This is a genomic window from Cesiribacter andamanensis AMV16 (assembly GCF_000348925.1).
GTDB classification, from domain to species: domain Bacteria; phylum Bacteroidota; class Bacteroidia; order Cytophagales; family Cyclobacteriaceae; genus Cesiribacter; species Cesiribacter andamanensis.
In genome coordinates this window covers 1-23349 of the sequence record NZ_AODQ01000070.1, presented here as the reverse complement: position 1 = coordinate 23349, position 23349 = coordinate 1, and the positions used below count along the sequence as shown (strand labels likewise).

The 23349-nt window shown below is 53.3% G+C and carries 20 protein-coding genes and 1 tRNA gene; 8 read left to right on the top strand and 13 right to left on the bottom strand.

Features of this window, described 5'->3' with window-relative positions:
• Positions 1 to 595 precede the first annotated feature (595 nt).
• The 9 genes from ADICEAN_RS13060 to era all read right to left on the bottom strand — a co-directional run bounded on the left by ADICEAN_RS13060 (position 596) and on the right by era (position 7393).
• Complete coding sequence (locus ADICEAN_RS13060; RefSeq protein ID WP_040397142.1) at positions 596 to 1198, bottom strand: uracil-DNA glycosylase family protein; 603 nt, start codon at positions 1196 to 1198, stop codon at positions 596 to 598.
• Between the two features lie 31 nt (positions 1199 to 1229).
• Positions 1230 to 1820 carry a 5-formyltetrahydrofolate cyclo-ligase gene (locus ADICEAN_RS13055; RefSeq protein ID WP_009196088.1) on the bottom strand — a complete coding sequence of 197 codons (591 nt, stop codon included), beginning with the start codon at positions 1818 to 1820 and terminating at the stop codon, positions 1230 to 1232.
• A complete protein-coding gene (locus tag ADICEAN_RS24025) occupies positions 1810 to 2094 on the bottom strand; it encodes a bacillithiol biosynthesis protein BshC (RefSeq protein ID WP_083879730.1) in 285 nt (94 codons plus the stop codon). Before ADICEAN_RS24025 ends, ADICEAN_RS13055 begins: the two co-directional genes overlap by 11 nt.
• A complete protein-coding gene (gene bshC / locus ADICEAN_RS13050; protein ID WP_009196086.1) occupies positions 2067 to 3371 on the bottom strand; it encodes a bacillithiol biosynthesis cysteine-adding enzyme BshC in 1305 nt (434 codons plus the stop codon). Before bshC ends, ADICEAN_RS24025 begins: the two co-directional genes overlap by 28 nt.
• 153 nt (positions 3372 to 3524) lie before the next feature.
• The gene (locus tag ADICEAN_RS13045) at positions 3525 to 4151 is read right to left on the bottom strand and encodes a SprT-like domain-containing protein (RefSeq protein ID WP_161622707.1); all 627 of its coding nucleotides are present in this window, start codon (positions 4149 to 4151) and stop codon (positions 3525 to 3527) included.
• Between the two features lie 199 nt (positions 4152 to 4350).
• Positions 4351 to 4506 (bottom strand): hypothetical protein, encoded by a 156-nt coding sequence (locus ADICEAN_RS22680; protein ID WP_161622706.1) that lies wholly within the window; start codon positions 4504 to 4506, stop codon positions 4351 to 4353.
• A gap of 83 nt (positions 4507 to 4589) precedes the next feature.
• A complete protein-coding gene (locus ADICEAN_RS22340; RefSeq protein ID WP_009196083.1) occupies positions 4590 to 4832 on the bottom strand; it encodes a YtxH domain-containing protein in 243 nt (80 codons plus the stop codon).
• Positions 4833 to 4897: 65 nt separating this feature from the next.
• The gene (gene der, locus ADICEAN_RS13035) at positions 4898 to 6205 is read right to left on the bottom strand and encodes a ribosome biogenesis GTPase Der (protein ID WP_009196082.1); all 1308 of its coding nucleotides are present in this window, start codon (positions 6203 to 6205) and stop codon (positions 4898 to 4900) included.
• A 234-nt stretch (positions 6206 to 6439) separates the two neighbouring features.
• Positions 6440 to 7393 (bottom strand): GTPase Era, encoded by a 954-nt coding sequence (gene era / locus ADICEAN_RS13025; RefSeq protein WP_009196081.1) that lies wholly within the window; start codon positions 7391 to 7393, stop codon positions 6440 to 6442.
• A gap of 155 nt (positions 7394 to 7548) precedes the next feature.
• Here era and ADICEAN_RS13020 point away from each other — a divergent pair.
• A tRNA-Met gene (locus ADICEAN_RS13020) sits at positions 7549 to 7621 on the top strand.
• 126 nt (positions 7622 to 7747) lie between these two features.
• Here ADICEAN_RS13020 and ADICEAN_RS13015 read toward each other — a convergent pair.
• Positions 7748 to 8383: a hypothetical protein gene (locus ADICEAN_RS13015; protein WP_152426426.1), complete on the bottom strand. Its 636-nt coding sequence runs from the start codon at positions 8381 to 8383 to the stop codon at positions 7748 to 7750.
• A gap of 617 nt (positions 8384 to 9000) precedes the next feature.
• Here ADICEAN_RS13015 and ADICEAN_RS13010 point away from each other — a divergent pair.
• The gene (locus ADICEAN_RS13010) at positions 9001 to 9279 is read left to right on the top strand and encodes a DUF4242 domain-containing protein (RefSeq protein WP_009196079.1); all 279 of its coding nucleotides are present in this window, start codon (positions 9001 to 9003) and stop codon (positions 9277 to 9279) included.
• A 236-nt stretch (positions 9280 to 9515) separates the two neighbouring features.
• Here ADICEAN_RS13010 and ADICEAN_RS13005 read toward each other — a convergent pair whose 3' ends face one another.
• Complete coding sequence (locus ADICEAN_RS13005; RefSeq protein ID WP_040397136.1) at positions 9516 to 10226, bottom strand: helix-turn-helix transcriptional regulator; 711 nt, start codon at positions 10224 to 10226, stop codon at positions 9516 to 9518.
• A 598-nt stretch (positions 10227 to 10824) separates the two neighbouring features.
• Here ADICEAN_RS13005 and ADICEAN_RS13000 point away from each other — a divergent pair.
• Entirely contained in the window at positions 10825 to 11385 is a 561-nt protein-coding gene (locus ADICEAN_RS13000) for an RNA polymerase sigma factor (RefSeq protein ID WP_009196077.1), read from the top strand.
• A gap of 404 nt (positions 11386 to 11789) precedes the next feature.
• On the opposite strand, the gene ADICEAN_RS12995 is transcribed toward ADICEAN_RS13000, so the two are convergent.
• Together ADICEAN_RS12995 and ADICEAN_RS12990 are read right to left on the bottom strand one after the other, a co-directional pair.
• The gene (locus tag ADICEAN_RS12995; protein ID WP_009196076.1) at positions 11790 to 12377 is read right to left on the bottom strand and encodes a hypothetical protein; all 588 of its coding nucleotides are present in this window, start codon (positions 12375 to 12377) and stop codon (positions 11790 to 11792) included.
• A gap of 682 nt (positions 12378 to 13059) precedes the next feature.
• Positions 13060 to 14925 carry a gamma-glutamyltransferase family protein gene (locus ADICEAN_RS12990; RefSeq protein WP_009196075.1) on the bottom strand — a complete coding sequence of 622 codons (1866 nt, stop codon included), beginning with the start codon at positions 14923 to 14925 and terminating at the stop codon, positions 13060 to 13062.
• Positions 14926 to 15338: 413 nt separating this feature from the next.
• Here ADICEAN_RS12990 and ADICEAN_RS12985 point away from each other — a divergent pair, with 413 nt between their 5' ends.
• From ADICEAN_RS12985 to ADICEAN_RS12970, 5 genes are all read left to right on the top strand, one after another.
• Entirely contained in the window at positions 15339 to 18365 is a 3027-nt protein-coding gene (locus ADICEAN_RS12985; RefSeq protein ID WP_009196074.1) for a tetratricopeptide repeat protein, read from the top strand.
• 22 nt (positions 18366 to 18387) lie between these two features.
• Positions 18388 to 20118 (top strand): DUF6531 domain-containing protein, encoded by a 1731-nt coding sequence (locus ADICEAN_RS12980; protein ID WP_009196073.1) that lies wholly within the window; start codon positions 18388 to 18390, stop codon positions 20116 to 20118.
• A gap of 100 nt (positions 20119 to 20218) precedes the next feature.
• The gene (locus ADICEAN_RS12975) at positions 20219 to 20578 is read left to right on the top strand and encodes an SPW repeat domain-containing protein (protein ID WP_009196072.1); all 360 of its coding nucleotides are present in this window, start codon (positions 20219 to 20221) and stop codon (positions 20576 to 20578) included.
• A 265-nt stretch (positions 20579 to 20843) separates the two neighbouring features.
• Positions 20844 to 21014, top strand: coding sequence for a hypothetical protein (locus tag ADICEAN_RS22675; RefSeq protein ID WP_161622705.1), 171 nt, complete (start codon positions 20844 to 20846; stop codon positions 21012 to 21014).
• A 35-nt stretch (positions 21015 to 21049) separates the two neighbouring features.
• The coding region (locus ADICEAN_RS12970) for a zinc-dependent metalloprotease (protein ID WP_051068860.1) at positions 21050 to 23349 on the top strand (2300 nt) is incomplete at its 3' end.

The following is a 23349-nucleotide window of genomic DNA, read 5'->3' as shown; positions in this document are numbered from 1 at the left end:
CTGTTTTTCGAAAACACTTTTCAATGCTTGCTGAGTATCAGCGGCTTCCTCATTCCTGCGTCTCTTTTTCTTGAGCCGCAAAAGTATCAACCGCTATTTGCCAGTATTAAGTTCCGGTAGCTAGCTACTTTTTCTAAAAGCTTTCTACCTGCTTACCTCAACTCTACTATTGCTTTCATCAGTATGTCAATGTTGCTGAGCTGCTTCCTTTTGGCAAAGCTCTTCCCCCCCGTCCTGCAAAGAACACTGCCGCTATGTGGCCCATTCTCTGCTTTTCACCGGGAGCTGCTTGTCACAACTAATTATGACAAACACTTAGTTCCAGATCAGCAAATCTTTTCTACAAATCGGGCGTTTCCCGTTTTGCTGATGCAAAGATAGGGGGCTCTTTTCCATACTTACAAGCCTTCTGCCGGATCCTTTTTTTACGATTCTGTCTACCCCTCCGCTCACCAAAGTTTCTCCCTCGTTTAGGGAAACTGCATCCCGAATTCACTGCGATTTTCTGTGTTGGCCATGAAATTTATTTAATTTTCTTTGCAGCTGCCTGCACTTGCATTTTTGTACTCCCTTTTAAATACAACGCTCTCTTGCTTTAGGCTAGTGAGCGTACGCTTTTGCTGAGGGCTGCCTGTACTGCGGCTTGCAGGCTGGGGAGCACCACCTCCTCGAAGTGCGGATGATCCTTGAACCATTTCATATTGAGGGGTGAGGGGTGAGGAAGCACAAAAGCAGGCATGCCTTTGTAGCGGAGGTCTTCAAAGACCAGTTCGTTCAACCTTTTATTGCCGAAGAAGTGTCGGGCCGAGTGGCCGCCCACCATCAGGTAGAGTTCGGGCTGGAGCAAAACTACTTCCTTATCTAAATATAGAGGTGCGCATATGGGCGACGGAGGACGATCGCCACCCCCCTTTTTGCCGGTACTGCCAGGATAGCAGCGCCCCACCGCACCTATATAAAAGAGTGACTGGTTCCAGAAGGTGTCCTCATTCACCCCCAGCCAGCGCCGCAGCTTTTTGCCACTGGCATCATTAAAGGGCCTGCGGGTTTGATGCACTGTACGGGAGGGGGCCTGGCCTATCAGCATGATGGGCGCTTCTGCCCTGCCCCATACCATGGGCTGCGGTTCAAAACCGAAGCGGTCCTGACAAAGGCGGCATTGGTGTAGCTTTTCGTGTAATTGTACAAGTGTTTCCACCTAGGCAAAACACAGCCCCTGGCAGATAAATTCAATCGGCATTACCGAATACAAAGCTCATTTCCGGCGTAATACAATGCGTCAGGGGAACATCGGTGGGAAAAATGCCTGGGAGGGGGTCATCCAGGGGGGGGAAAAGCGACAGGCCAATGCTTAGTACCCGGGCAGAACAGCTGGCCAAAAAGCGGTCGTAAAAGCCGGCGCCGTAGCCCAGGCGGTGGCCCTGCCGATCGAAGGCCAAAAGGGGTACCAGTACGGCATCAATCTGCTCAGCGCTACACACTACCCCCCCTACCGGCTCGGGGATGCCCCACTCATTTTCTTTTACCTCTACCCCTTCTTCCCAAAAAACATGCTCCATTTGGCGCTGCTCCCACTGGGTGCGGGAAAGCACCAGCCGAATCCGGGGATACTCCTGCTGTATTTTGGAGATAATGGGCCAGGGGCTTAACTCCCGGTGGCGCGCAATGGGCAGGTAGGTATGTAGTATGCTTATCTGATCAAGCGGCAGGGAATCAAAGAACCGCTGGGCTACTGCCTGGCTACGGGTTTCCAGCTCTGCTGACGAAAGCTGCTGGCGCAACAGGCGGTAGTGCTGGCGCAGCTCCCCCTTAGTCTTCATAGCTCAGCACCTTGAGGCTGAAGTCAAAGCCCTGCAGCTGCTCCATGAGCCGCTCCAGAAACTGTGGGTCATTCAGGTAGAAGTTCAGAAAATTATCCGTGCGCTCCTGCAGACTACCATTGGGGAAAATCTTGTCCAGCAGGCCTTCCAGCTGCTGCATCTGGGTGCTGTGGCGTTGCTCTTCGGCTTTCTTCAGGCGCTTTTCTATATTCTCCAGGCTTTTTTCTGCCTTGGCACTTTCGGCGCCTACAAAGCCCTGAAGGCTTTTGTCGATGCCGGCGCTTTTTCCTGCAGGGCTGCAAAGAACTGCTGCAGCTGCTGGCGTTCTTCGTCCAGGCTGATCTCATGCCCGCTCCAGAGCTGCAGCAGGCGGCTTTTGAGCTGGTGGGGATCTTCAAAAAGCTCGGCCGGCTCCAGGTTTAGCTTCTGGCGGCGCTGCTCCAGGGCCTTGTTGAGCACCAGGGCAAACTGCCGGGGCAGCAGCAGGGGAAAGGGGGTCTGGTAGTGATCAAACAGGGGCTTGAGCTGCAGCCAGTAGGCCAGCTCAGCCGGCCCGCCAATATAGGCCAGGTTTGGCAGAATCCACTCCTGGTACAGGGGGCGCAGCACTACATTGGGGCTAAAGCGCTCGGGATGCTTCTCCAGCTCACCCAACAGGGCCTGCTCACTAAAACGGAGATCGGTATTGAGCACCTCCCACTGCTCCCCTTCCTGCACCAGCCGCTCCCGAAGCCCATCCTGCATGTAAAAAAGATTGATCTCCCGCGGGTGAATCTGGGCCCCATAGCCCATTTCCTGCAGCTGATCGGAGGCCTGCTGCACCAGCCTGTGGCTTTTTTGCTGCAGCAATTCATCCTTCAGCACGGGCATAAAGCTGCGCTTGAGCGCTGCATCGTCGGCATCCAGCACCAGCAATCCCCACTGGCCAAAAAGGCTGTGTACATAGCGGCGGGTGGCGGCGGCCAGTGTGGGCTCCTGACTGTAGGCTTCTTCAAAAAGGGGTACAGCCTCGGGCAATTCACGACTCAGCTCGGCCAGGCCACTGGTAGAGAAGCGCCCTACGGGACCGGTCTGCTCGGTTTGCCAGGTGTAGGTTTGGCCAAACAGGCGAAAATGGTTGATCTCGGCCAGGTCATGATCTTCGGAGGCCATCCAGTAAAGGGGCACAAAGCGGTGCTGGGGATACTGCTGCTGCAGCTCCTGGCAGGCGCGGATGGTAGCTGCTATCTTATAGATAAAGTAGAGCGGGCCGGTAAAGATGTTGAGCTGATGGCCGGTAGTGATGGTAAAGGTGCCGGGCTCGGTAAGCGCTTCCAGATGTTGCTCTACGGCCTCTCCCGTCTGCAGGCCAGTATATTGCTGCTGCAGCACACGCTGCAGCAGGGCTCTGCGCTCAGGCGAAAACTCCTTTTGGGCCAGTTGCCGGCCTATGCCCTCGGGGGTTGGCGCCTGGCCGTAAAGGAATTTTAGCTGGGGCTGTTGGTGCAGGTAATCGAGAAAGAGTTTTGAAAAGTGGCCGGTCTTTTCCAGCGGCAGGGTCTGAGCCTTCATAAAAATCAAGCAGATATGGAACAAATATAGCCAAATCTACAAAAGATGCTCCTTTCTGCCCCGCTACATTCCCCCATCTGCGTGCCTCAGGCCTGTTCGGAGCTCAGCTCCCTCCTGGATGATAAATGGGCTGGCAGGCAGCCCCCTTTCCCATCAGGCCACCCGCTCTACCTGGGCAGCTGTAGAAATAAGGTAGCGCCGGCCATTGCTCAGGTTCTGGCAAAGGGCCCGGGTCCGCTTTTTTTCTACCTTCAGGTATTCGGTCTGGCAGAAGCGAAAGGTAGCGCCATCGGGCACCTGCGCCAGCAGCAGCAGACCCCGCCCGGAGCTATCCAGTACAGGGGTATCCAGGCTACGCAGGGCAATCCAGAGGGCCGGGCAGGAGGCTGTAGAGGCCGAAGGGCGCTGCATGTATTTTTTTAAGGGGAGTAGCACGACCGGAGAGAATACCTCGGCGGTAAGCAGGGGGGCCATCAATAGCTGAAAGTGCAACTGCCACTCCGGTCCATGCGGCTTAATGCTTCCGCGGTGTTGCCGCCAGGCCAGCAGGTGGGCCACTTCGTGCAGGTAGGTAACCAGAAAAGCCTGCTTGTTCAGGCTTCCGTTTACTGTAATGGTTACTTCGCCGGTAGTACGGTTAACCCGAAAATCGCCAAGCTTGGTCTTGCGATCTCCCTTGATTTTAAGGGTAAAACCGTACAGGCGCCAGAGGTCGGTGCAATAATCAACAGCAGTTTCGGGCAGGTAGGCTTCCAGTGTCTGGTACATTGTCTCCTTCACAGCATCAGGGGGTAGGGCTGGGGTTGCTTTTTCGGCAGTTTTGGAGCCGAACAGTATCAAAGGTACACACAAAAACAGCAGGCAAAAGAGAAAAATGAGCATAGAACTGACACTATGGAGAAAAACCTACTAACTATAGAAAAAGCCCTGCTTTAAAAAAGCAGGGCTTCCTATTGTGTACTAACGTACGTTCAGTGTATTACTGATTGTTTGTAGTATCGGTCTCTACGGTTTCAGTCTCAGTAGTAGTATCAACTTCTACTGTAGTTCTTTCTACTTCGTACTCAACATTGGTAGTGTCGGTATCGATTACTTGCTCGTTAGAGCTGGTAGAAGAGTCACAGGCTGCGAACATAACGGCAGAACCTGCAACCATCAGAAACATGAAAACTTTTTTCATAGTTTAGCTTAGTTATTTGTTAAGGAAAAAAGGTTTTATTAGTTAGTGTAACCCGTTTTGGTTGAATCTGTTACAGTATCGTCGTTTAACTCTTCCTGCACCTCATCGGCTACGTCTTTTGCAGCTTCTTTGGTACCTCTGGCGGCTTCTTGCAAAGCCTCATCCGCTTCCTGGGCGGCTTCTTTCACACCTTGCCTGGTTTCTTCTCTTGTCCGGGTATCGCAGGCGCTGAAAACTCCCAGAAAAGCAAGATAAAGTAGATATGTGTACAACTTCTTCATGGCACATTACCCACTTAAGGGCTCAAATATACGTCTATTTTCGGGATGTCAAGAATTTACATTCTTTATTTTTTACGGAAAAAGAGCCGTAAGGGTGCACCTGTGAAGTCAAAATGTGTGCGCATCTTATTTTCCAGGTAGCGCTCATAGGGGGCTTTTATATACTGAGGCAGGTTACAAAAGAGCGCAAACGTTGGCACCCGGCCGGGCAGCTGCGTTAAATATTTTATTTTTATTTGCTTTCCCTTAAGGGCCGGCGGCGGGTAATTTTCGATCTCCCGCAGCATGATCTCGTTGAGCCTGGAGGTAGGTATTTTTTTATGTAAATTATCATACACCTCTACCGCTTTTTCAATAGCCTGGAAGATGCGCTGCTTTTTATGCACCGAGATAAACATGATGGGGATATAGCTGAGGGGGCCAAGCCGTTCCTTGATAGAATCCTCGAAGCGCTTGGCAGTCATGGTATCTTTTTCTACCAGGTCCCACTTATTCACCAGAATGATCATGCCTTTATTATAGCGCTGCCCCAGGGCAATGATGCTCATGTCCTGCGCCTCAAAGCCACGCTCGGCATCAATCATGACAATGCACACATCGCTATCCTGCAGGGCCTGTATGCTGCGCAGCACCGAGAAGAACTCAATATCTTCTTTGGTGCGGTTCTTTTTGCGCAGACCGGCCGTATCAACCAGGATAAAGTCTTTGCCATACATTTTATAGTGGGTGTTGATGGCATCGCGGGTGGTGCCGGCCACATCCGTCACTATGCTGCGCTCCTCACCCAGCAGTGTGTTCAGAAAAGAGCTTTTGCCCACATTGGGGCGGCCCAGGATGGCAATACGGGGAATGCCGGCCTCGGGATCTTCCACCCCTTCCGACTCAAAATGGCTCACCACTTCATCCAGCAGATCGCCGGTGCCGCTACCCGTGGTAGAAGAGATAGCATACACCTCCCCAAGGCCCAGTTTGTAGAACTCCCCTTCATGAAAGGCACTATCGGTAGTATCCGATTTATTGGCCACTACATAGACCGGTTTTTTGCTCTGGCGGATCACCTTGGCAAATTCTTCGTCCAGGCCGGTAAGGCCCATCTGGGCATCTACCATAAAGAGGATCACCGAGGCCTCGTCTACCGCCAGCTTTACCTGCCGGCGAATGGCCTCTTCAAATACATCTTCCGACCCCTCTACGTAGCCGCCCGTATCGATTACGGTAAAGTGCTTGCCAATCCACTCCCCATAGCCATAGTGTCGATCGCGGGTTACGCCCGGCTCATTGTTCATGATGGCCTGGCGACGCTCAACCAGGCGGTTAAAGAAAGTGCTTTTGCCCACATTGGGGCGGCCAACGATTGCTACTATGTTTGCCATTATTCCGTAATTCTGTAAGTATAGACCTGCTTCAGCAGCAGGTGGTTTGTATGGGACGCTTCGGGCGCCCGGCTATGGCCCTGAAAGGGGGCCGCAAAGATACATTTTCTTTTATCGCTCTTCCCTATAGGCGCTGAGTTCCTTTTTTGCCCTGCAGGGATCCTGCCAGCCTGCACTCTGCGCCGGGCGCCCCTGGCCGGGCGCCCCTGGCCGGGCGCCCGGCCAGGGGCGCCCTTATTTAGGGTTATAGCCAAAGCGGTTGAGGGAAAGCTCTTTTTTGCGCCAGTCGGACTGCACCTTTACAAAGGTCTCCAGGTGCACCTGTTTGGCAAAGAAGGCCTCCATATCGGCGCGGGCCTGCATGCCCACTTTTTTCAGCGATTCTCCGGCTTTGCCAATGATGATCCCTTTTTGCGACTGCCGCTCTACATAGATCTCGGCCCGGATGCGGATAATATCTTCTTCTTCCTTAAAGGACTCGATCACTACCTCGGTGCTATAGGGCACTTCTTTTTTGTAGTTCACAAAAATCTTTTCCCGGATGATCTCAGCCGCAAAGAAACGCTCGGGCTTATCGGTTAGTTCATCTTTGGGAAAGAAAGGGGGGTGCTGGGGCAGGCGGGCCACAATAGAATCGAACACCTTGCCAATGTTGAGCCCATCCCTGGCGCTGATGGGGATTACCTCGGTGGCGATGCCGCTCTCCTCCCACTCCCGCACTTTCAGGGGCACTTCATTGCCTTTGGCCTGGTCTACTTTATTAATGAGCAGCAGCACCGGGGCCTGGGTGCGGCGCAGCACGTTCAGCGATTCATCCTCTGGGCTGTAGGTTTCGCCCAGCTCGGTCACAAACAGGATCACATCGCTGTCTTCAAGCGAATCTTTTACAAAGCGCATCATGCTTTTGTGCAACTCGTACTGGGGCTTAAGGATGCCGGGTGTATCGGAGTAGATGATCTGGTAGTCGGGCCCGTTGAGCATGCCCATAATGCGGTGGCGGGTAGTTTGTGCCTTTGCCGTAATAATGCTCAGGCGCTCGCCCACCATCTGGTTCATAAGCGTACTTTTGCCCACGTTGGGTTTGCCCACAATGCCAACAAAGCCGGCCTTATGTTTTTCCGTATAGGCGGGCTGGGGGGTCGGCTGGGGCTCGGGGCTGCTGTCGGTTGGCTGAGGATCTTCCTGCATTTCAAAAAATTTTAGCAAAGGTATTGCATTGTTCTGAAAAACCTACTACTTTTGTACCCGCTTCACCGCTATAACCAAGTAGCACAAAGGGGGATCTGAAAAGAAAACTCAGGAAGCAACCGATAGTTCTGAATACTCGTAAGAGAAAGATATATCGCGGGATGGAGCAGTTGGTAGCTCGTCGGGCTCATAACCCGAAGGTCGCAGGTTCGAGTCCTGCTCCCGCTACTTAGAGAAAGCGCAAGAAACTGTTAATCAGTGCCTTGCGCTTTTCTTTTCTACAGCAATAGACTATTACAAAATACGATTTTTACCTTCAGGAAGCCTGCGGTGACTTTATTTCACAAACCCACCCTAGTAGGCATCCAGGGCGCTTAAGTTAAGGCCTTCAGCTATTTCTCTGCACAGGCTTGCATTGGTAGTGTTGTTGACTTTTATCTGTAGATAAAAACGAGCTGCTATTCCGGCCATCAGCTCACACCGATTGTCTTTCTTGGCAAAGACCTCCATTCCCTTCGCCTTATTGTTTAGTAACGATACCCCATTAGCCTTTTGATTATCATCTTCGTAGCTCATTCCTGAGGCCCACGCTCCGGATAATCCTTCATACATATCGATAGCGTTGTTGTAGTCAATCAGGGTAATGGTGAGGTCTTCCTCTCCTTTACGGTAGCGCTGAGAGGCCATCGAATAGGAGCCATCTTCCATATTCATGCTGCTGCCCTCTATTTCCCCTTCCCTGCTAAATCCCCTGATCTCGTTTGGCAGAAACTTTTGTAATTCCTTGTAATGCATCGCCAGCGTATCTCCTTTGGCTCTTCTTTCCGCATACCTCTTTTGAGCAGGGGTTTCTTCTGCGCCTGTATATTGGGTGTCTTCCTCAGCGCTATATTCGTAAGACTCCGTCTCCTGCTGATCCTGAGTATTCCCCCCACAGGAGAACAGGAAGAACCCCAGCAGCATGAAAAAAGAAAGGGATAGCTGTTTCATTTGTATGGATGGTTATGAGTAAGGTAGTCCAGAAGGTGGGTATTGCAGCAAAACGCAAGGGCCACCCGATAACTCTTTTAGACCAGCAAACCGCTGGAATAACGGCTGCCTTGGCGAGCCTTCAGTACGTGTTATGCACTTGCTAAAGATCTTACAAAGCAAGTAAAAAAACAATACCAACACTTGCCGGGTGCATCTATGGAATTCACTTTGTGGAAAGATCCCTCGCGTATGCGTACCCAAGCATAATGCCCTGTTCCCTTATCTGCCCAATAGAAAAACTGCCCTTGATCGCTCTGCTCATGCGAATATTTCACCCAAGAATAGTCTATGTGCCGAATATGGATTTTTGACTAAATACTTGTTTTATTACAGCAATATGTTTAGGTTACCAGCCTGACCTTCAGTCAGGAAGCCACTAGTAAACCAGTGCTTAAGCAGCTAGTTGATTTTTTAAGTCCTGCTGTCCGGCATGGAAAATTTGATACTGAAGTTGAGGTATGGACGCTGTAGGCATAGGTAGGGCATACGAAGCCTGACGCTACTCCTGCCCCCGAAATCCGCGTCTTCCCTACGCCATTTTTCCTAATCCATTTTTATCACTCACCTATCCGTACATGAAAAAATTTATCATTGAACGAGAATTGCCAGGAGCGGGTAAGCTAACCGCCGAACAACTGCAAGGCATTGCCCAAACCTCCTGCGAGGTGGTCAATGGCCTGAACAAGCCCTACCATTGGGTAGAATCCTTTGTGACGGACAATAAAATCTATTGTGTGCACATTGCAGAAGATGCCGAAACCATCCTGGAACATGCGAAAAGGGGCGGTTTTCCGGCCACCAGCATACAGGAGGTAAAAGCAACCATTGATCCAACCACCAGTACTCCGGCTTAACCCAGACTGGCAATGCGCTAGCCGCCTGGGAGCCAGGCACCGCTTCTCCGGGACTACCCCCTGGAGAAGCGGGATTTGCATGGCCCCTCCTGGATGTCCTGCATGCAGCCCAAGCGAATTTTGCAGCGGCCAGGATCCTGGAAGTTCAACGAACTGGTCAGAAACTCCTTCAGATCCGGATGAAGGAGTTTTTTTCTGCTTCAGGGAGATCTGTGGCCCTTACCACGCTGATAGACCTACAGCAGGCCGTGCTGCAGGGCGTAGCGTATCAGTCCTGCTGTGTTTCTGGAATTGGTTTTATGCAGCATATGGCCCCGATGCGTCTTAACAGTATGAAAGCTGGTAAACATTTTATCAGCAATCTGCCGGCTGTTTAGTCCCTCCAGCATCCATTTTAGCACTTCCAGTTCTTTTTTGGTCAGGCAGCCTTCAGCCTGCGCAGGATAATAAGTGTGGCTATGCACTTCCTGAGCCCGCCGATCGGCCAGTATCTTTTCTATCGTCAGGATCATGCGGGCATCTGCCCTAAAGGCTGTAATATCGGTGAGGGTACCAAAATTTGAGAGCGGGCGCCCCTGTGCATCCGAGTGCAGAAAAACACTCTGCTGCTGCACACAGCCATAGTCCCCATCCGGATGCCGAAGCCTGTAATTAAGGCTAAATCGATAATGAACCTGTTCCCTGGGTGAGAGGCCTGCCAGAAAGGCCAGCATATCGGCAAATACCTGTGTGTTAAACAAGCGGTTGTCGTCCGGATGAAGCAGCTTAAGCATAAAGGAAGTGCCCCCTTTGTGAAAGGCTTCAACCCCATAGCCAACCACCTGCTGAATATTGGGCGAAACATAAGGATACGTTTTTGTTACATAATCATGCAGAAAAACGGCATGAGGGCCCTCCTGAAAAAGGAGCTGGCCAAGCCCCTTCTCCAGAGTACCTGCTACTCCCAACTGCCTGACAACGGTAGTGTACGCTGATAGGCTGCTCAGATATCTGAGGTATGTAGTTGCGGCAGCATCAGGCATACTTGTTTGGAATAAGGCTTAAGTAGAGCAGGCTTCCGGAACGCCGGTTAGCTGAGTAGATCGTTAAGGCTGGCAGTTGGTAAGGCCAGACATGATGCAGGTGCTTCCACTTCTGTTCTTCCAGCCTTCTCAGGAGTGGCAACTGGCTCAGAATTGGCCTGGAAAAATTCAGGTGAAAAAAAGAGCCTCCTCTTTTCTAAGAACGTAACACACTGTATCATAGGATAATACGCCTAAAGAGGTATTGCAGAGCCTTTTGAAATATACTAAATTAATTCCAATTATTCCTTATAATTATTAAATAATGATTGCTTATGTGTGAATGGGTGCTGATTTAACTGCTTTCGCATTTCCTGATGATACCGTTGCAGCAGATACTGCCGCCGGGGTACGCTCCCCAGCAGCCTATCAACGGGTCATTGAGGGGCTGGTATACCTGCTGCAGGCTTGAGTAGCTATTTGTAGCATTCGGATTTTGAACATGATGGACAGAGGGGGTATGCAGTAAACATACCGATTAGCCATGCCTGAACCAATACACCACAGCCTTGATGAGATAAGCCTGATAGAACTGGCCAACCAGGGAAATGTTGCGGCTTTAGGAGAGCTCTATTCCCGTTATTATCAAAAGGTAGTTTCCCGCTGTCTGACCCTTGTAAAAAATAGCGATACCGCCCTTGACCTGGCGCAGGATGTTCTCATCAAAGCCCTGGAAAAACTGCCAGACTTTCATGTACAGGCCTCTTTTGCTACCTGGCTTTATGCCATTACCACTAACCACTGCCTGGAATACCTGCGCAAAGAAAACAAACACAGCACCCTGCCGCTGGAAGAAGCCCGCTATATCAGTTCGGATACAGCAGATGGGGATACCCAGCTGCTGTTGCTGGAAAAGAAGATGGGTAGCCTCCTGGACTGCCTCAGTGAGGAGGAGCGCCAGCTCCTGTTGCTAAAATATTGTGATGAAAAGTCCATCCGGCAACTGCAGGAGCTCCACCACTTGTCTGCCAGCGCGGTAAAAATGCGACTCAAACGGGCAAAACACAAACTGGCATTACTTTTTAAACAAGCTGCTGATCGTTAGCATCAGGCCTGTGCTGGTAACAACAGCATTCTTCCGTTTCGGCGACCCTGGCCGGGGCATGGCACTGCCAGCAGCCCCTATTCCAAAAAAAAACATGAGTCATCCCGAATTTTCTAAATGGTTTAAACATGCTCATATTACAGTATTTTAGCCCAAAAACTCAAAGGAACGCCGTCATCTCGACCAGCGGGAGAGATCTTGGATAAGACAACTCTTTACTGGTAAATTTCCAGGATTTCTCCCGCTGGTCGAAATGACAGCCTACTTTACTAAAAAAGGCCTCAGAGTGAATTCTGAGGGCTTTTTTAGTAATATTACTGATGAAAATTCGGGATGACTCATGGATAGGTGACTAAAAAGCAATCAGACTTCAGGTAAGGGAATGAGCTTTCTGGCGGGGCAGGCTATCGTTTGGCCTTGAGTGCATACATGCCCTGGCTCTTCTTGTTTCTAAGGGGCAATCCATCTTCGCTAAGCAACAGCCGTTTGCGGTCTTTTCCATTATTTATAGTAAGACTGTAGTATACCGTGCGTAAAGCTCCTTTTTCTTCTACTACCGCCCTGGTCTTTTCAAGTTCCCACCCGTCGTACTCTTTTAGTGTGTGCCGTACCACGGCAGGCAGTGCTTTATTTGTCAAGACTTCTCTGGAAGAAATAAATATACCGTTGGCATCATAGTAAGATCGTTTCACCGAGCGCACCTTGCCATTGGCCGAGGCCCTTCTGGCATAGGATGTATAGGCTATTTCCAGCTCTTGTTCACGGACTTTGGTGGCTGTTGGGGTCTTACTTTTGGCTTTAGCCCTGGGTAAGAGGGCCAGTTCTTTCTGGAAGTGAAAACCCTGGTGCTTTTTTTCCACAGCATCCAGCACGGCTTGCGGAACCCCAGGCTCAATTTGCTGATAGGGTAAATTTGTTTTTGTTTTCTGCTGGGCCAACGCGCTGCCTAGTACCAGCAGCATAATAATAAGGGTGATGCTTAGCTTTTTCATGGTTGTAGAATGGTAGTGATACTTTTAGATCAAGTAGGAAGTTGGTGCTGTAAGGCTGGAAAAAGTGTACAGAGTAAAGATGGCCGGGTACAGGGTACACATGCAGGAACATCCTGTCAGCACATTACCCGGCAAGGACGGAGACAAAAAATTACAGCAGCAGAGGCCTGCAGTGAGTGCAGGACGGCTAACGAATAGAGGCGGCCAGGCCGGAAAGAAGTATGTTTCCAGCTTATAGACGATCCTTCAACCAGTGCCAGCTGCATGAACTAGGGAGTGTCTTACCTAATGATGACTGGCACTGCGCAAACGGTACACCTATACTGAGGCATAAAGCGCTCAGGAAGGAAATGAAACCAGGAAGGGGAAGTTTAAAATAAGGGTTTACGAGTGGATAAGGTCCCGGCGGCTGATTACTTCCTCCATCTTCCTACATAGTTAGATGCAGAAAGAAGAAGGAAGTCACAAAAAAGAAGAATAAATTTTTACTATTTTTTCACGTTTAGATCCTAATACAAAAACCCAATTGAGGTGCTGCAGGATAGGGTATCAGCAAGCGGGCAAAAAAGGCAGTTCTTTTCTGCTATAGCGGCATCACCCCTAGTCACAATTAGCTGCTTATTGGTCAGAGATGAGGGGTTCCTACCAGGCGTGGCCTTGTGCAGGCGCCCTACACTCCTGACTACCAGCCAATGCCGTAATCTTCGCCATGGTTGCTGGAGCCGCCCCACATACTGCCATTGGCCCAGTCGAACCAGATGGCGTTTACCGGGCCGGAGGTGCGGTCCTGGTAGCTGATGGTGTAGCCCATGCGGGCCAGCTCCTTGCGGCTCCAGGGGGGCATGGCCGAGTTGAGGATCAGCCCGCCCGGGCTTTTCTCATGCTCCCCAAAGCTGGTGTACATTTGCAGGGTCTTAAAGGAGGGCGCTTCGGCTGCTTCCTGCACCGTCATGTCAAACTCTACCATGTTCAGGAAAAACTGAAGCAGCAGCTGGTCCTGCTCATCGCCGGCCTGCTTGGCAAAGCTCAGATAGGGGCGCCCGTCCTTTAGCGCCATGGAAGGGGTAAGGGTAACGCGGGGCCGCTTGCCGGGCGCTACTACATTAAAGGGGTTTTCTTTTTCATCCAGCACAAAGCTTTGCATGCGCTGGCTCATGCCAATGCCGGTGTTGCCCGCAATGCAGGCCGGCACCCACCCGCCGCTGGGGGTAATGGAAACTACCCAGCCTTCTTTATCGGCCGTCTCTACGGTGGTGGTACCCGCCTGAAAGCGGGCATAGAACTGCTCATCCGCAGCAGGATGGCCCGGCCGGTACAGCTGGCTCTGGGAAGTACCCCATTGCTGTAGCAGGCTTTTAAAGGGGTTTTGCTTGCCCTCAAAGGGGTAGGGGTCGCCAGGCGCTGCTTTGGGATCGTTCTTCAGCGGGTTGATCAGCTTGCTGCGCTCCTTTGCATATTCTTTGGAGAGCAAGCCCCGGATGGGCTCTTCAGGGGCAAAGGCCGGATCGCCATAGTAAAAATCCCGGTCGGCAAAAGCCAGATTCATGGCCTGGTAGAGGGTATGAATGTAGCGGGTGGAGTTATACCCCATGCTCTTCAGATCAAAGTTCTCCAGGATATTCAGGGTTTGCAGCATGGCCGGCCCCTGGGTCCAGGCCTGCAGTTTGTAGACCTCTATACCCCGATAGGTGGTCATCAGGGGCTCTTCAATTTTTACCTTCCACTGGGCCAGGTCCTGCTCGGTAATGAGGCCACCCTGCTCCTGGCAACCCCGCACAAACTCCTTGGCAATATCGCCCTTGTAGAAGCGGTCGTAGGCGGCATAGATGGCTTCTTTTCTGGACTTGCCCCGCTTTAGGGCCTGCTGCTCGGCCTCCACCATTTTACGGAGGGTTTCCAGCAGGTCTTTCTGCACAAAGATCTCGCCGGCATTAGGGGCCTCCCGCTCCTGGCCCGGGTGGGTCAGAAACACTTTTTTGGAGTAGGGCCATTCCTTGATGCGCTCTTTGGCCCGCTCAATGCTGTTGGCCGTCTGGGCTTCAATGGGGTAGCCCTCGGCCATTTGCATGGCGGGGGCCAGCACCTCCTTCAGGCTCAGGGTGCCCCACTCGGCCAGCATGGTGAGCAGGCCGCCGGGAGTGCCCGGGGTTACAGCCGCCAGTGCTCCCCATTCGGGTGGGTACTTCATGCCCTTTTCTTTAAAGAATTCGGGCATAGCGCCGGTAGGAGCTACCCCAAGGGCATTAATGGCGATCACCTTTTTTAGCTTGGGATGATAGATCAGCGCCTGGGTTTCGCCGCCCCAGCTCAGCACATCCCACATGGTGCAGCTGACGGCCAGCATGGCGCAGGAGGCATCCACAGCATTGCCCCCTTTGGCAAAGATCATAGCCCCGGCAGTGGCGGCCAGCGGCTTTCCGCCTATGGCCATCCAGTGGCGGCCATGCAGGGGCGGCTTCTGGGTAGTAACAGGCAGGTTGTTAAACGACTGGGCCAGGCTCCCCTGCCCCAGGATCAGAAAGCAAAAAAACAGCTGAAGCGCCTTCATATATGCCGATGGTTAGTTGGTCTGATTAAAGCTACTGAGAAAATATGATTTTATCCGGCAGGCCTTTGGCAAAAAGCGGCACTACCCGCCCCAGGCTCCCACATTTTTTAGCCGGGATTGCACCCGGAAGAGCAGCAAGCCCCGCCAGCCTCTGCCTGAGGGGCTAAGTTACTGAGTGTTAGGACCCGGCCAGTGCCCGACTGCGGGCAGAAAAAAGAGCCGGCCTGTAAAAAATCTCTATTTTATGATTACATTTATCTGCTGAAGTCCATTAAAAACGACAATCATCCTATTTAGGGACGTTTATCCTCCTATGCGCTTCACCTCCCTTTATGCTCCAGCTACCACCAGCACCGCTCATTACTCCCAAGGGAAAGGCCCGAAACCTGCCGAATGGTACACCCCCATATCCGATGAAACATCTTTTCAGCTTATTGAGCCCCCTGCTACTCTGCCTGCTTGCCTCCCTGCCCCTCATGGCCCAGCAAAAGGGCGCCAGCCAGGTAGCAGCCGCTACCCCCCATGCGAGTGGCCAAACGCATGCGCTTATTATTGGGGTGAGCAACTATGCCGATAGCAAACTGGATCTGCGCTTTGCCGATAAAGATGCGCTGCTGTTCTATAATTTTCTGGTAAAATCGGGCACAGCCACTACCGATAACATACGCCTGCTGCTTAACGAAGAGGCTACCGGCATTCGCATCAATGCCGCCCTAAACCAGCTGGCAACGCACGTGCAGGAAGGGGATATTGTCTACATTTACTTCTCGGGCCATGGCGATGTGCAAACGGAAATAGACGATACCAGCGTTGGCTACCTGCTGGGCCATGACTCCAATGCCGAGCGTGTATATGCCGGCACAGGGGGCACGCTGGAATTTGAACGCCTGCAACGCTATATTAATGTACTTGGTAAAAAGAAAGCCACCGTAAACCTGGTACTGGATGCCTGCCACTCAGGAGCCGCCGTAACCGAAACGGGCTCTGCCAACATGAGCCAGCTGGCCCTGGCAGGTTTCTCCAACTCTATCCGGTTTCTCAGCTGCAGGCCTACCGAAAAATCGTACGAAGACAAAAGCATCGGTCAGGGATTTTTCACCTACAATCTGGTGCGCGGCCTCATGGGCATGGCCGATGTAAGCCCTAAAGACAACCGGGTAAATATTGAAGAGCTCAACGGCTTTGTAAAAAGCGAGGTGCGCAGCGCTTCCCAGGGAAAGCAAACCCCGCGCATCGAGGCAGTGGATGAGTACCTGGTGATTCAGGAGGTGCGTCCCGACTTTTTGGAGCAGGTTCTGGCCGCCACCAAAGCCCAACAGATCCCCAATTATCTGGCTGCCCGCTCTGCCGCCTCTCAAAGCGCCGATCCTGCAGAACAGCTTTCGCCCGGGGAACAGGAACAAATAGCCCGCTTTAATGCACTGCTGAGCAGTGGCAGAGAAGGGGTACAGCAGGCCTATACACTGCTGCAGCAAAACAAGATCAGGGGCGTATCGCCCCAACGGCTAAGCTCCTTCCGCTATGCGCTGGTGAGCGAGCTGGGCCGACAACCGCAGGAGGCTGTCAACACCATTTTGAAAGGAAGTAACCTGCAGCCCTCGGCAGCCTATCTACTGGAATCTTCCCGGCTGGCCCGCCAGGCGGTAAGCTTGCTGGATAGCAGCGATTTTCACTTCAGAATCTACTCCATTTACGATAAGTACCTGGAGGCCTACGCCCACATTCGCAACCGCAACTACCGCAAGTACAACCAGGCCGAGCAGCTGCTGCAGGAGGCCCTGGCCTTGGAGCCCCACTCGGCCTTTGTGCTGCACGGCCTGGGGCTGGTGGCTACCTATAAAAATGATCATCCCCTGGCCGAACGCTATTTTAAAAAGGCCATTGAGATGATTCCCACCTGGACCTACCCCCGCAGCTCGCTGGGCAGCTCCCTAAGGGACCAGGGCCGCTACCGCGAAGCCCTGGCGGTGTTTGAAGAAGTGATCCAGATGGCGCCCACCTTTGCCGCTGCCTACAACAACCTGGCCACCGTTTACCAGGAGATGGGCCGCTACAATGAGGCCGAGCAGCTCTACCGCCGCGCCATGCAGGCCGATACAGCCGATGTAGCCCTGGAGCTGAACAACCTGGGCCTGCTGTACCGGGACAGAGGCAATCTCAAGGATGCCGAAACACACTACCTGGCCTCCATTGCCCGGGACGAGGCCTATGGCAAATCCTATGCAAACCTGGGCTACCTCTATGCCCGCCTGGAAGACCGCCGTGCCGAAGCTTACCTGAAACTGGCTGTAGAAAAAGAACCTTTCTATGCCGAGCTGCTCACCGACCTGGCCGGCTACTACAGCACTTCCACCAGCAGCGCCGACCGGCAGCGGGCCGATGCCCTCTACCAGGAGGCGGTCCTGAACAACCCCTTTGAGACCCGCGCCTATGCCGGCCGGGGCTGGAATGCCGCTACCGAAAACCCCTCCCTGGCCGAGCGCTATTTTCTGGAAGGGGTACAGCGCAATCCCGAAAAGCCCAGCGCCCACTACTACCTGGGCGAGTGGTACGAGCAGCAGGAAAAATGGGAGCTGGCCGAAAGCAGCTATAAAAAAGCCCTTTCCCTTAACCCCTATACCTATCCCGCCTATACCCGCCTGAGCAGCCTCTACCTGCTTAGCGGCCGCACACCACTCGCCGAGAAGATCCTGCTGGATGCCGTTCCCTATTTTGAGCTGAGCCCGGTACTCTTCAACGACATTGGCAACTTCTATTACGCCCAGGGCCAGGCCGACAAGGCCCTGCAGTACTACCAGAGATCGCTGCAGACCGATGCCGACTATGCCAAAGCCTGGGGAAGCCTGGCCTATACCGCGCTGGAGGGGGGTGCCTATAGGGATGCCGTAGACCAGTTCCGCAAGGCCAACCAGAACGACCCTATTAAATTTGCGCTGGATGATTTCAGGAGCTTGTTTGTACCCCAGATGGAAGCCCTGAGCAGTAGCGGCCGCGCTGCAGAAGCCCGGGCAGCCCTTACCCACTACCTGGCGGCCCTGCCGGCGCATGCTGAGCTGCACTACGCACTTGCCAGAGCCGGGTATCTAAGCGGAGAGCCTGCCGCCGCACTGGCCAGCCTGCAGCACATAGAGGTAAGCGGCCTGCGGGTGCAGGAAAAATACCGCTACTGGCAGCAGCTAGGCTGGCTCTACCTCGATCTGGGGCAGCACACCAAGGCCCGGGAAGCCTTTACCCAGTCGCAGGCCTTCTATGCTACCCCAGACCCGCTGGGGCTGGCCGTACTGGCCTACCTGGGCAAAGACAAGGCTGCGGCCAAAACCCTGCTGAGCAAGGCCCTGCAGTACGATGCTAGCGCCCTGGCGGCTGATAAGCTCGGCACACGCTACAGCCATACCTCCAGAGACCTGATTACCCGCATGATCAGCGGCCTGGAACGCTAAACTCCCTACTCCCCTATTTCTTATGAAACGATCCCTTCTCTTTCTGCTGCTCTGTATTTCCCTTTCCACCCCCCTGCTGGGCGATGTGGACCTGAAAACCGGCGACTTCTACATCAGCTATACCGACCTGGACTTTACGGCCATAAAGGGCATTGCCCTGGAGCGCACCTATAATTCGGCTTCCACCACCACCGGCCTCTTCGGGCGGGGCTGGACCTCGGTCTACGAAACCCGGCTCTATGTAATTGGAGATGGCAACCTGCTGATCCGGGAGGTAGGCTCCAGCTGCAAGACCTGTGCCGAAAATGGCTCGGGCAATGCCAGCATCCTGATTCGGGAAAGGGGGCTGTTTGAGCTTTTCTTTACCCCCTCTGCGCCCAACCAGGCCCGCATTGATGCGGCTGTGGCCCAGCTGATCCCGCTGCTGATCCGGGACCGCCGGCTGGAAAACACCCCCCTGGCCATTGCCACCAAACGCAAAGAGCTGCTGGCCAGCATGAGCCAGCGGGCCGCCGCCTGGATCACCTATACCGAAAAGGGCTGGCTCGCCCCCGCCCAGGCGCCCCAAAACACCAGCTGGTTCTCCACCAATGGCGAGCTGCAGAACATCGCCCGCACGGCCGAGGGCTTCACCCGTACCTACAACAACGGCTCGCTGGAGCGCTTTGATGCCCAGGGCCTGCTGCTGAACAAGTATGATGATAAGGGCAAACTTGCCTTCGAAATCACCTACTCGGCCGGAAAGATCAGCCAGATCCTGGATGGGGTGGGCACCCTTTTCCGCTTTGAGCTGAATGCACAAGGGCTGGTAAGCACTGTTGAGGCAAAGGGAGAAACCATCCGCTACCGCTACAATGAGCACCACTGCCTTCTTGAATCTACCGGTACCGATAAGCAAAAACGGCACTACGCCTATAACAGCCAGCACATGCTGGAGCGCATAGCGCAGGCAGATGAAACCATTAGCATTACCTACGACCCCCGTAGCCAGCGAGTAAGCCAGGTAAGCGAAGCAGATGAGGAGGGACTACAGAAGCTGGACCGCTTCAGCTACACCAAGCTCCTGAAAGAAGACGGATCGGTAGACCCCTACCGCTTTGCGACCTTCAAAATTACCGGCATGGATGAGTACATTGACAGTACCTATAACGAGTATGAGCTGCGGGAAATTCTGGGACGCCCCTATACCTACAGGACCCTGATCCGCCAATCCTATGCCACAACCGAAACCATTTTTACCGAATGCGGCTGCGGCCCCCTCTCCATTAAAAGGGGACAGAAATGGGCCACCTTTGCTTATGACGGCAAGTCGCGCATGATCCTAAAGGAAAATAACGAATACATTTTGCGGGCCGCCTATAACGATGAGCTGGGAAAGATCACCCGCGTGGAGCGTACCGATAAGTACTCCGGCAAGATCACCATCAGCGAGTTTGATTACTCCCCCCAGGGCGATGTGGTGGAAATGCGCTCGGAAGAACTCACCATCCGGCTGGCCTATGATGAGCACCGAAAGATCATAAAAATGGAATCCCCTTCCGCCACCCTTTACTTTGCTTACAACAGCATTCAGAAACCCAGTAAAATCCGTATGGAAGGGGGTGGACAGATCAACGTTACCTACGATGAGCGGGGCGAGATTGAAAAGGTAGACAGCCCAGACGGTCACAGCATGGCGCTCAAAGTAACACAGGCCTTCCAAAACCTGCTGACGGTAGCCAAGCCCCAGGGCTTCGATTATAAACTGAACTGATCCAAGGGGGGTGGCCGGTAGCGACCACCCCTTCTTTTTTCACAAAACCTCCTGCAGGTGAATCCGGTACTATATACATACAGATTAAAACATAGTACCAATGAATACAAACCTTATTCCAAGCAAGACCCACGCCTTTATCGATTATGTAGCGGCCGCATCGCTCATAGGGGTGCCGCTGCTGCTGAGCGGCAAAAAGAAAGGACTGGAAACCTATCTGCCCATGGCCCTGGGTGCGGGCGTGCTGGCGCAAAGCCTCTTTACCAAATATGAACTGGGGGTAAAGAAAAAAATATCGATGCCTCGCCACCTGCAAATGGATTATGTGCAGGGCGCCCTGCTGGCAGCTGCTCCCTTTCTGTTTGGTTTCCGCAAAAAAAGCTGGATCCCCCATGTAGCCATGGGAGTATCGGAGCTGGCCGTTGCCTTCTTCTCCAAGCCATATCCGCGTACCCTCTAAAAGGGGGCTTCCAGGAGCACCTCTTCTGCGGGAGTAGCCGCATACAGTACCCCCTGACTTTCGCAGGGGGTATTTTTGTGAAAAAAATTGCTGTATTTCAGCCAGAAAAGAACCCAACTGTGCACCTTCCTGTTCAGGGGGTGCCGGCTGGCGCATACCGCTCAGCTCCGTATATCAACCGTTCATCCAAAGGCTGTAGGATTGTCGCAGATTCTTCTTATTTTTAAAAAAAATAGTCACCCATTCTAACCATTACTGCTATACCATGCATTTTACAGTAAAAACAGGAGTGTGTTCGGCTGCACTGGCTGCCTTTCTATTGGCAGCGCCCATCACCGACACACATGCGCAAAAGCGCAAAAAAAGGATGCAGATGCACCGGCAGCGCCTGCCCCGGCAGCGAAAAAAGACGAGCTTAAGTCAATTGCCGAAGTAACCAAAAAGTGTAAGTCCTATCCCGGACTGTTCACCATGTACCAAGATACCACCAACGGTACCACCTATCTGCTGGTGCACAACCACCAGATCAATAAGGAATACATCTACTTCAGCCAGGTAACCGATGGCGTGCTGGATGCCGGTTTCTTCCGGGGAGCCTACCGTAACGACGGTATCTTCTCCATCCGCCGCTACTTTGACCGCATTGAGCTGGTAGGAGAGAACACCTCTTTCTACTTTGATGGCAACAATGCCCTGAAAAAAGCCGAGGCAGCCAACATTAACCGCCCCGTGCTGGCCAGCCAGAAGATTGAAGCTGCCAACCCCGAGCGCACTGCCTGGTTGATCAAGGTGGATGATATTTTCCTGACCGAGGCCCTTGGCCAGGTAAAGCCCTCTCCCAACCCCATGGCCCGCCCCGGCCAGCTATTTGACCTGGGCCGTCAGAGCAAGGAAAAAAGCAAATACGCCGGCATCAAGAACTATCCGGAAAATACCGATATTCTGGTAGAGTACGTATTTGAGAACCCCTATCCGGTTCGCTACGGCTCCTCAGCCGTAACCGATAGTCGCAACGTAACGGTAAAGATCCAGCACAGCCTTATTGAGGTGCCGCAGAATGAGTTTACCCCCCGTTTTGACGATCCGCGCGTAGGCTACTTCACCCAGCAGGTAACCGACATGACCAGCCCCAGCGTAGCGCCCTACCGCGACCTGATCAACCGCTGGCACCTGGTGAAAAAAGATCCCGCTGCTGCTATCTCGGAGCCAGTTGAACCCATTGTATGGTGGATTGAGAACACCACCCCCCGCGAATTCCGCGCTACCATCAAAGCCGCTACCCTGGAGTGGAACAAGGCCTTTGAGAAAGCCGGCTTTAAAAATGCCGTAGTGGTAAAAGAGCAGCCCGATGATGCCGACTGGGATGCCGGTGACATTCGCTACAACGTACTGCGCTGGACCTCCTCACCCATGCCTCCCTTTGGTGGCTACGGCCCCAGCTTTACCAACCCACGCACCGGCCAGATCCTGGGCGCCGATGTAATGCTGGAGTATGTGTTTGTGACCAACCGCCTGCAAAACGGCCAGATCTTCGGCACCGCCGCTCTGGGGCTGGAAGAAGCTGAAGCCAGCGCCCTGGCCGGCGATCCGCACTTCTGCAGCCTGGGCCACAAGCTGCACCACAACAACCTGTTTGGTACGCAAATGCTGCAGGCCATGGCCGGAGTTGAGGTAGAAAAAGACGAAATGATCAAGCAGTCGCTCTACTACCTGGTACTGCACGAGGTGGGCCACACCCTGGGTCTGAACCACAACATGAAGGCCAGCCAGATGATCGGCCACAAAGAGATCCATGACCGCGCCAAAGCCGAGCAGATTGGCCTTACCGGTTCCGTAATGGATTATCCTGCCATCAACTTCAGCGCCGACCGCAGCAAGCAGGGTCTGTACTACACCACCAAGCCTGGTCCGTATGACATGTGGGCCATTGAGTTTGGGTACTCCCCTGCCCTGGCAGATGAGTCGGCCGAACGGGCCCGCCTGCGCAAGATCCTGGCCCGCTCTGCCGAGCCTGCCCTTACCTTTGGCAACGATGCGGATGATATGCGCTCTCCCGGTGGCGGCATTGACCCGCGCGTTATGATCGGTGATATGTCAGGCGATGCCATTGGCTATGCCATTGAGCGGATGGAAGTGGTGAAAAAGGGATATCCTACCCTTAAGGACCGCCTGGTAGCCGAAGATGAATCCTTCCATGCCCTGCGCAATGCCTACCTGGTACTGACCGGCGAGCATGCCACCAGCCTTCGGGTGATCAGCCGCTATGTGGGCGGTGTGTACGTAGACCGTGCCTTTAACAAGCAGGAAGGCGCCACGCAGCCTTTCACCCCCGTGCCTGCCGCCGAGCAGAAGCGCGCCATGAAGGCCATTGCCCAGTATGGCTTTAGCCCCAATGCCTTTGATATGCCGGAAGGGGTATATGCCTACCTGCAGCCACAGCGCCGGGGCTTTAACCACTTTGGCAACAACGAAGATCCGCAGGTACACAGCCGGGTGCTGAACATTCAGCGCGATGTGCTCAACCACCTGATGAACGCCCGCGTGTGGCAGCGTATGACCGACTCCGGCCTGTATGGCAATGACTACAGCCTGGCCGCTTTTGCCGGCGACCTGACCAACTCCATCTTTAAGGATGATATGGGCAAGTCGGTAAACAGCATGCGCCAGAACCTGCAGCAGGAGTATGTAGACCGCCTGGTGAAAATCCTGGATGCCAGCAGCCCCTACGACCACGTAGCCAAAAGCACGGCCTACAGCCAGCTGAAGTCCAT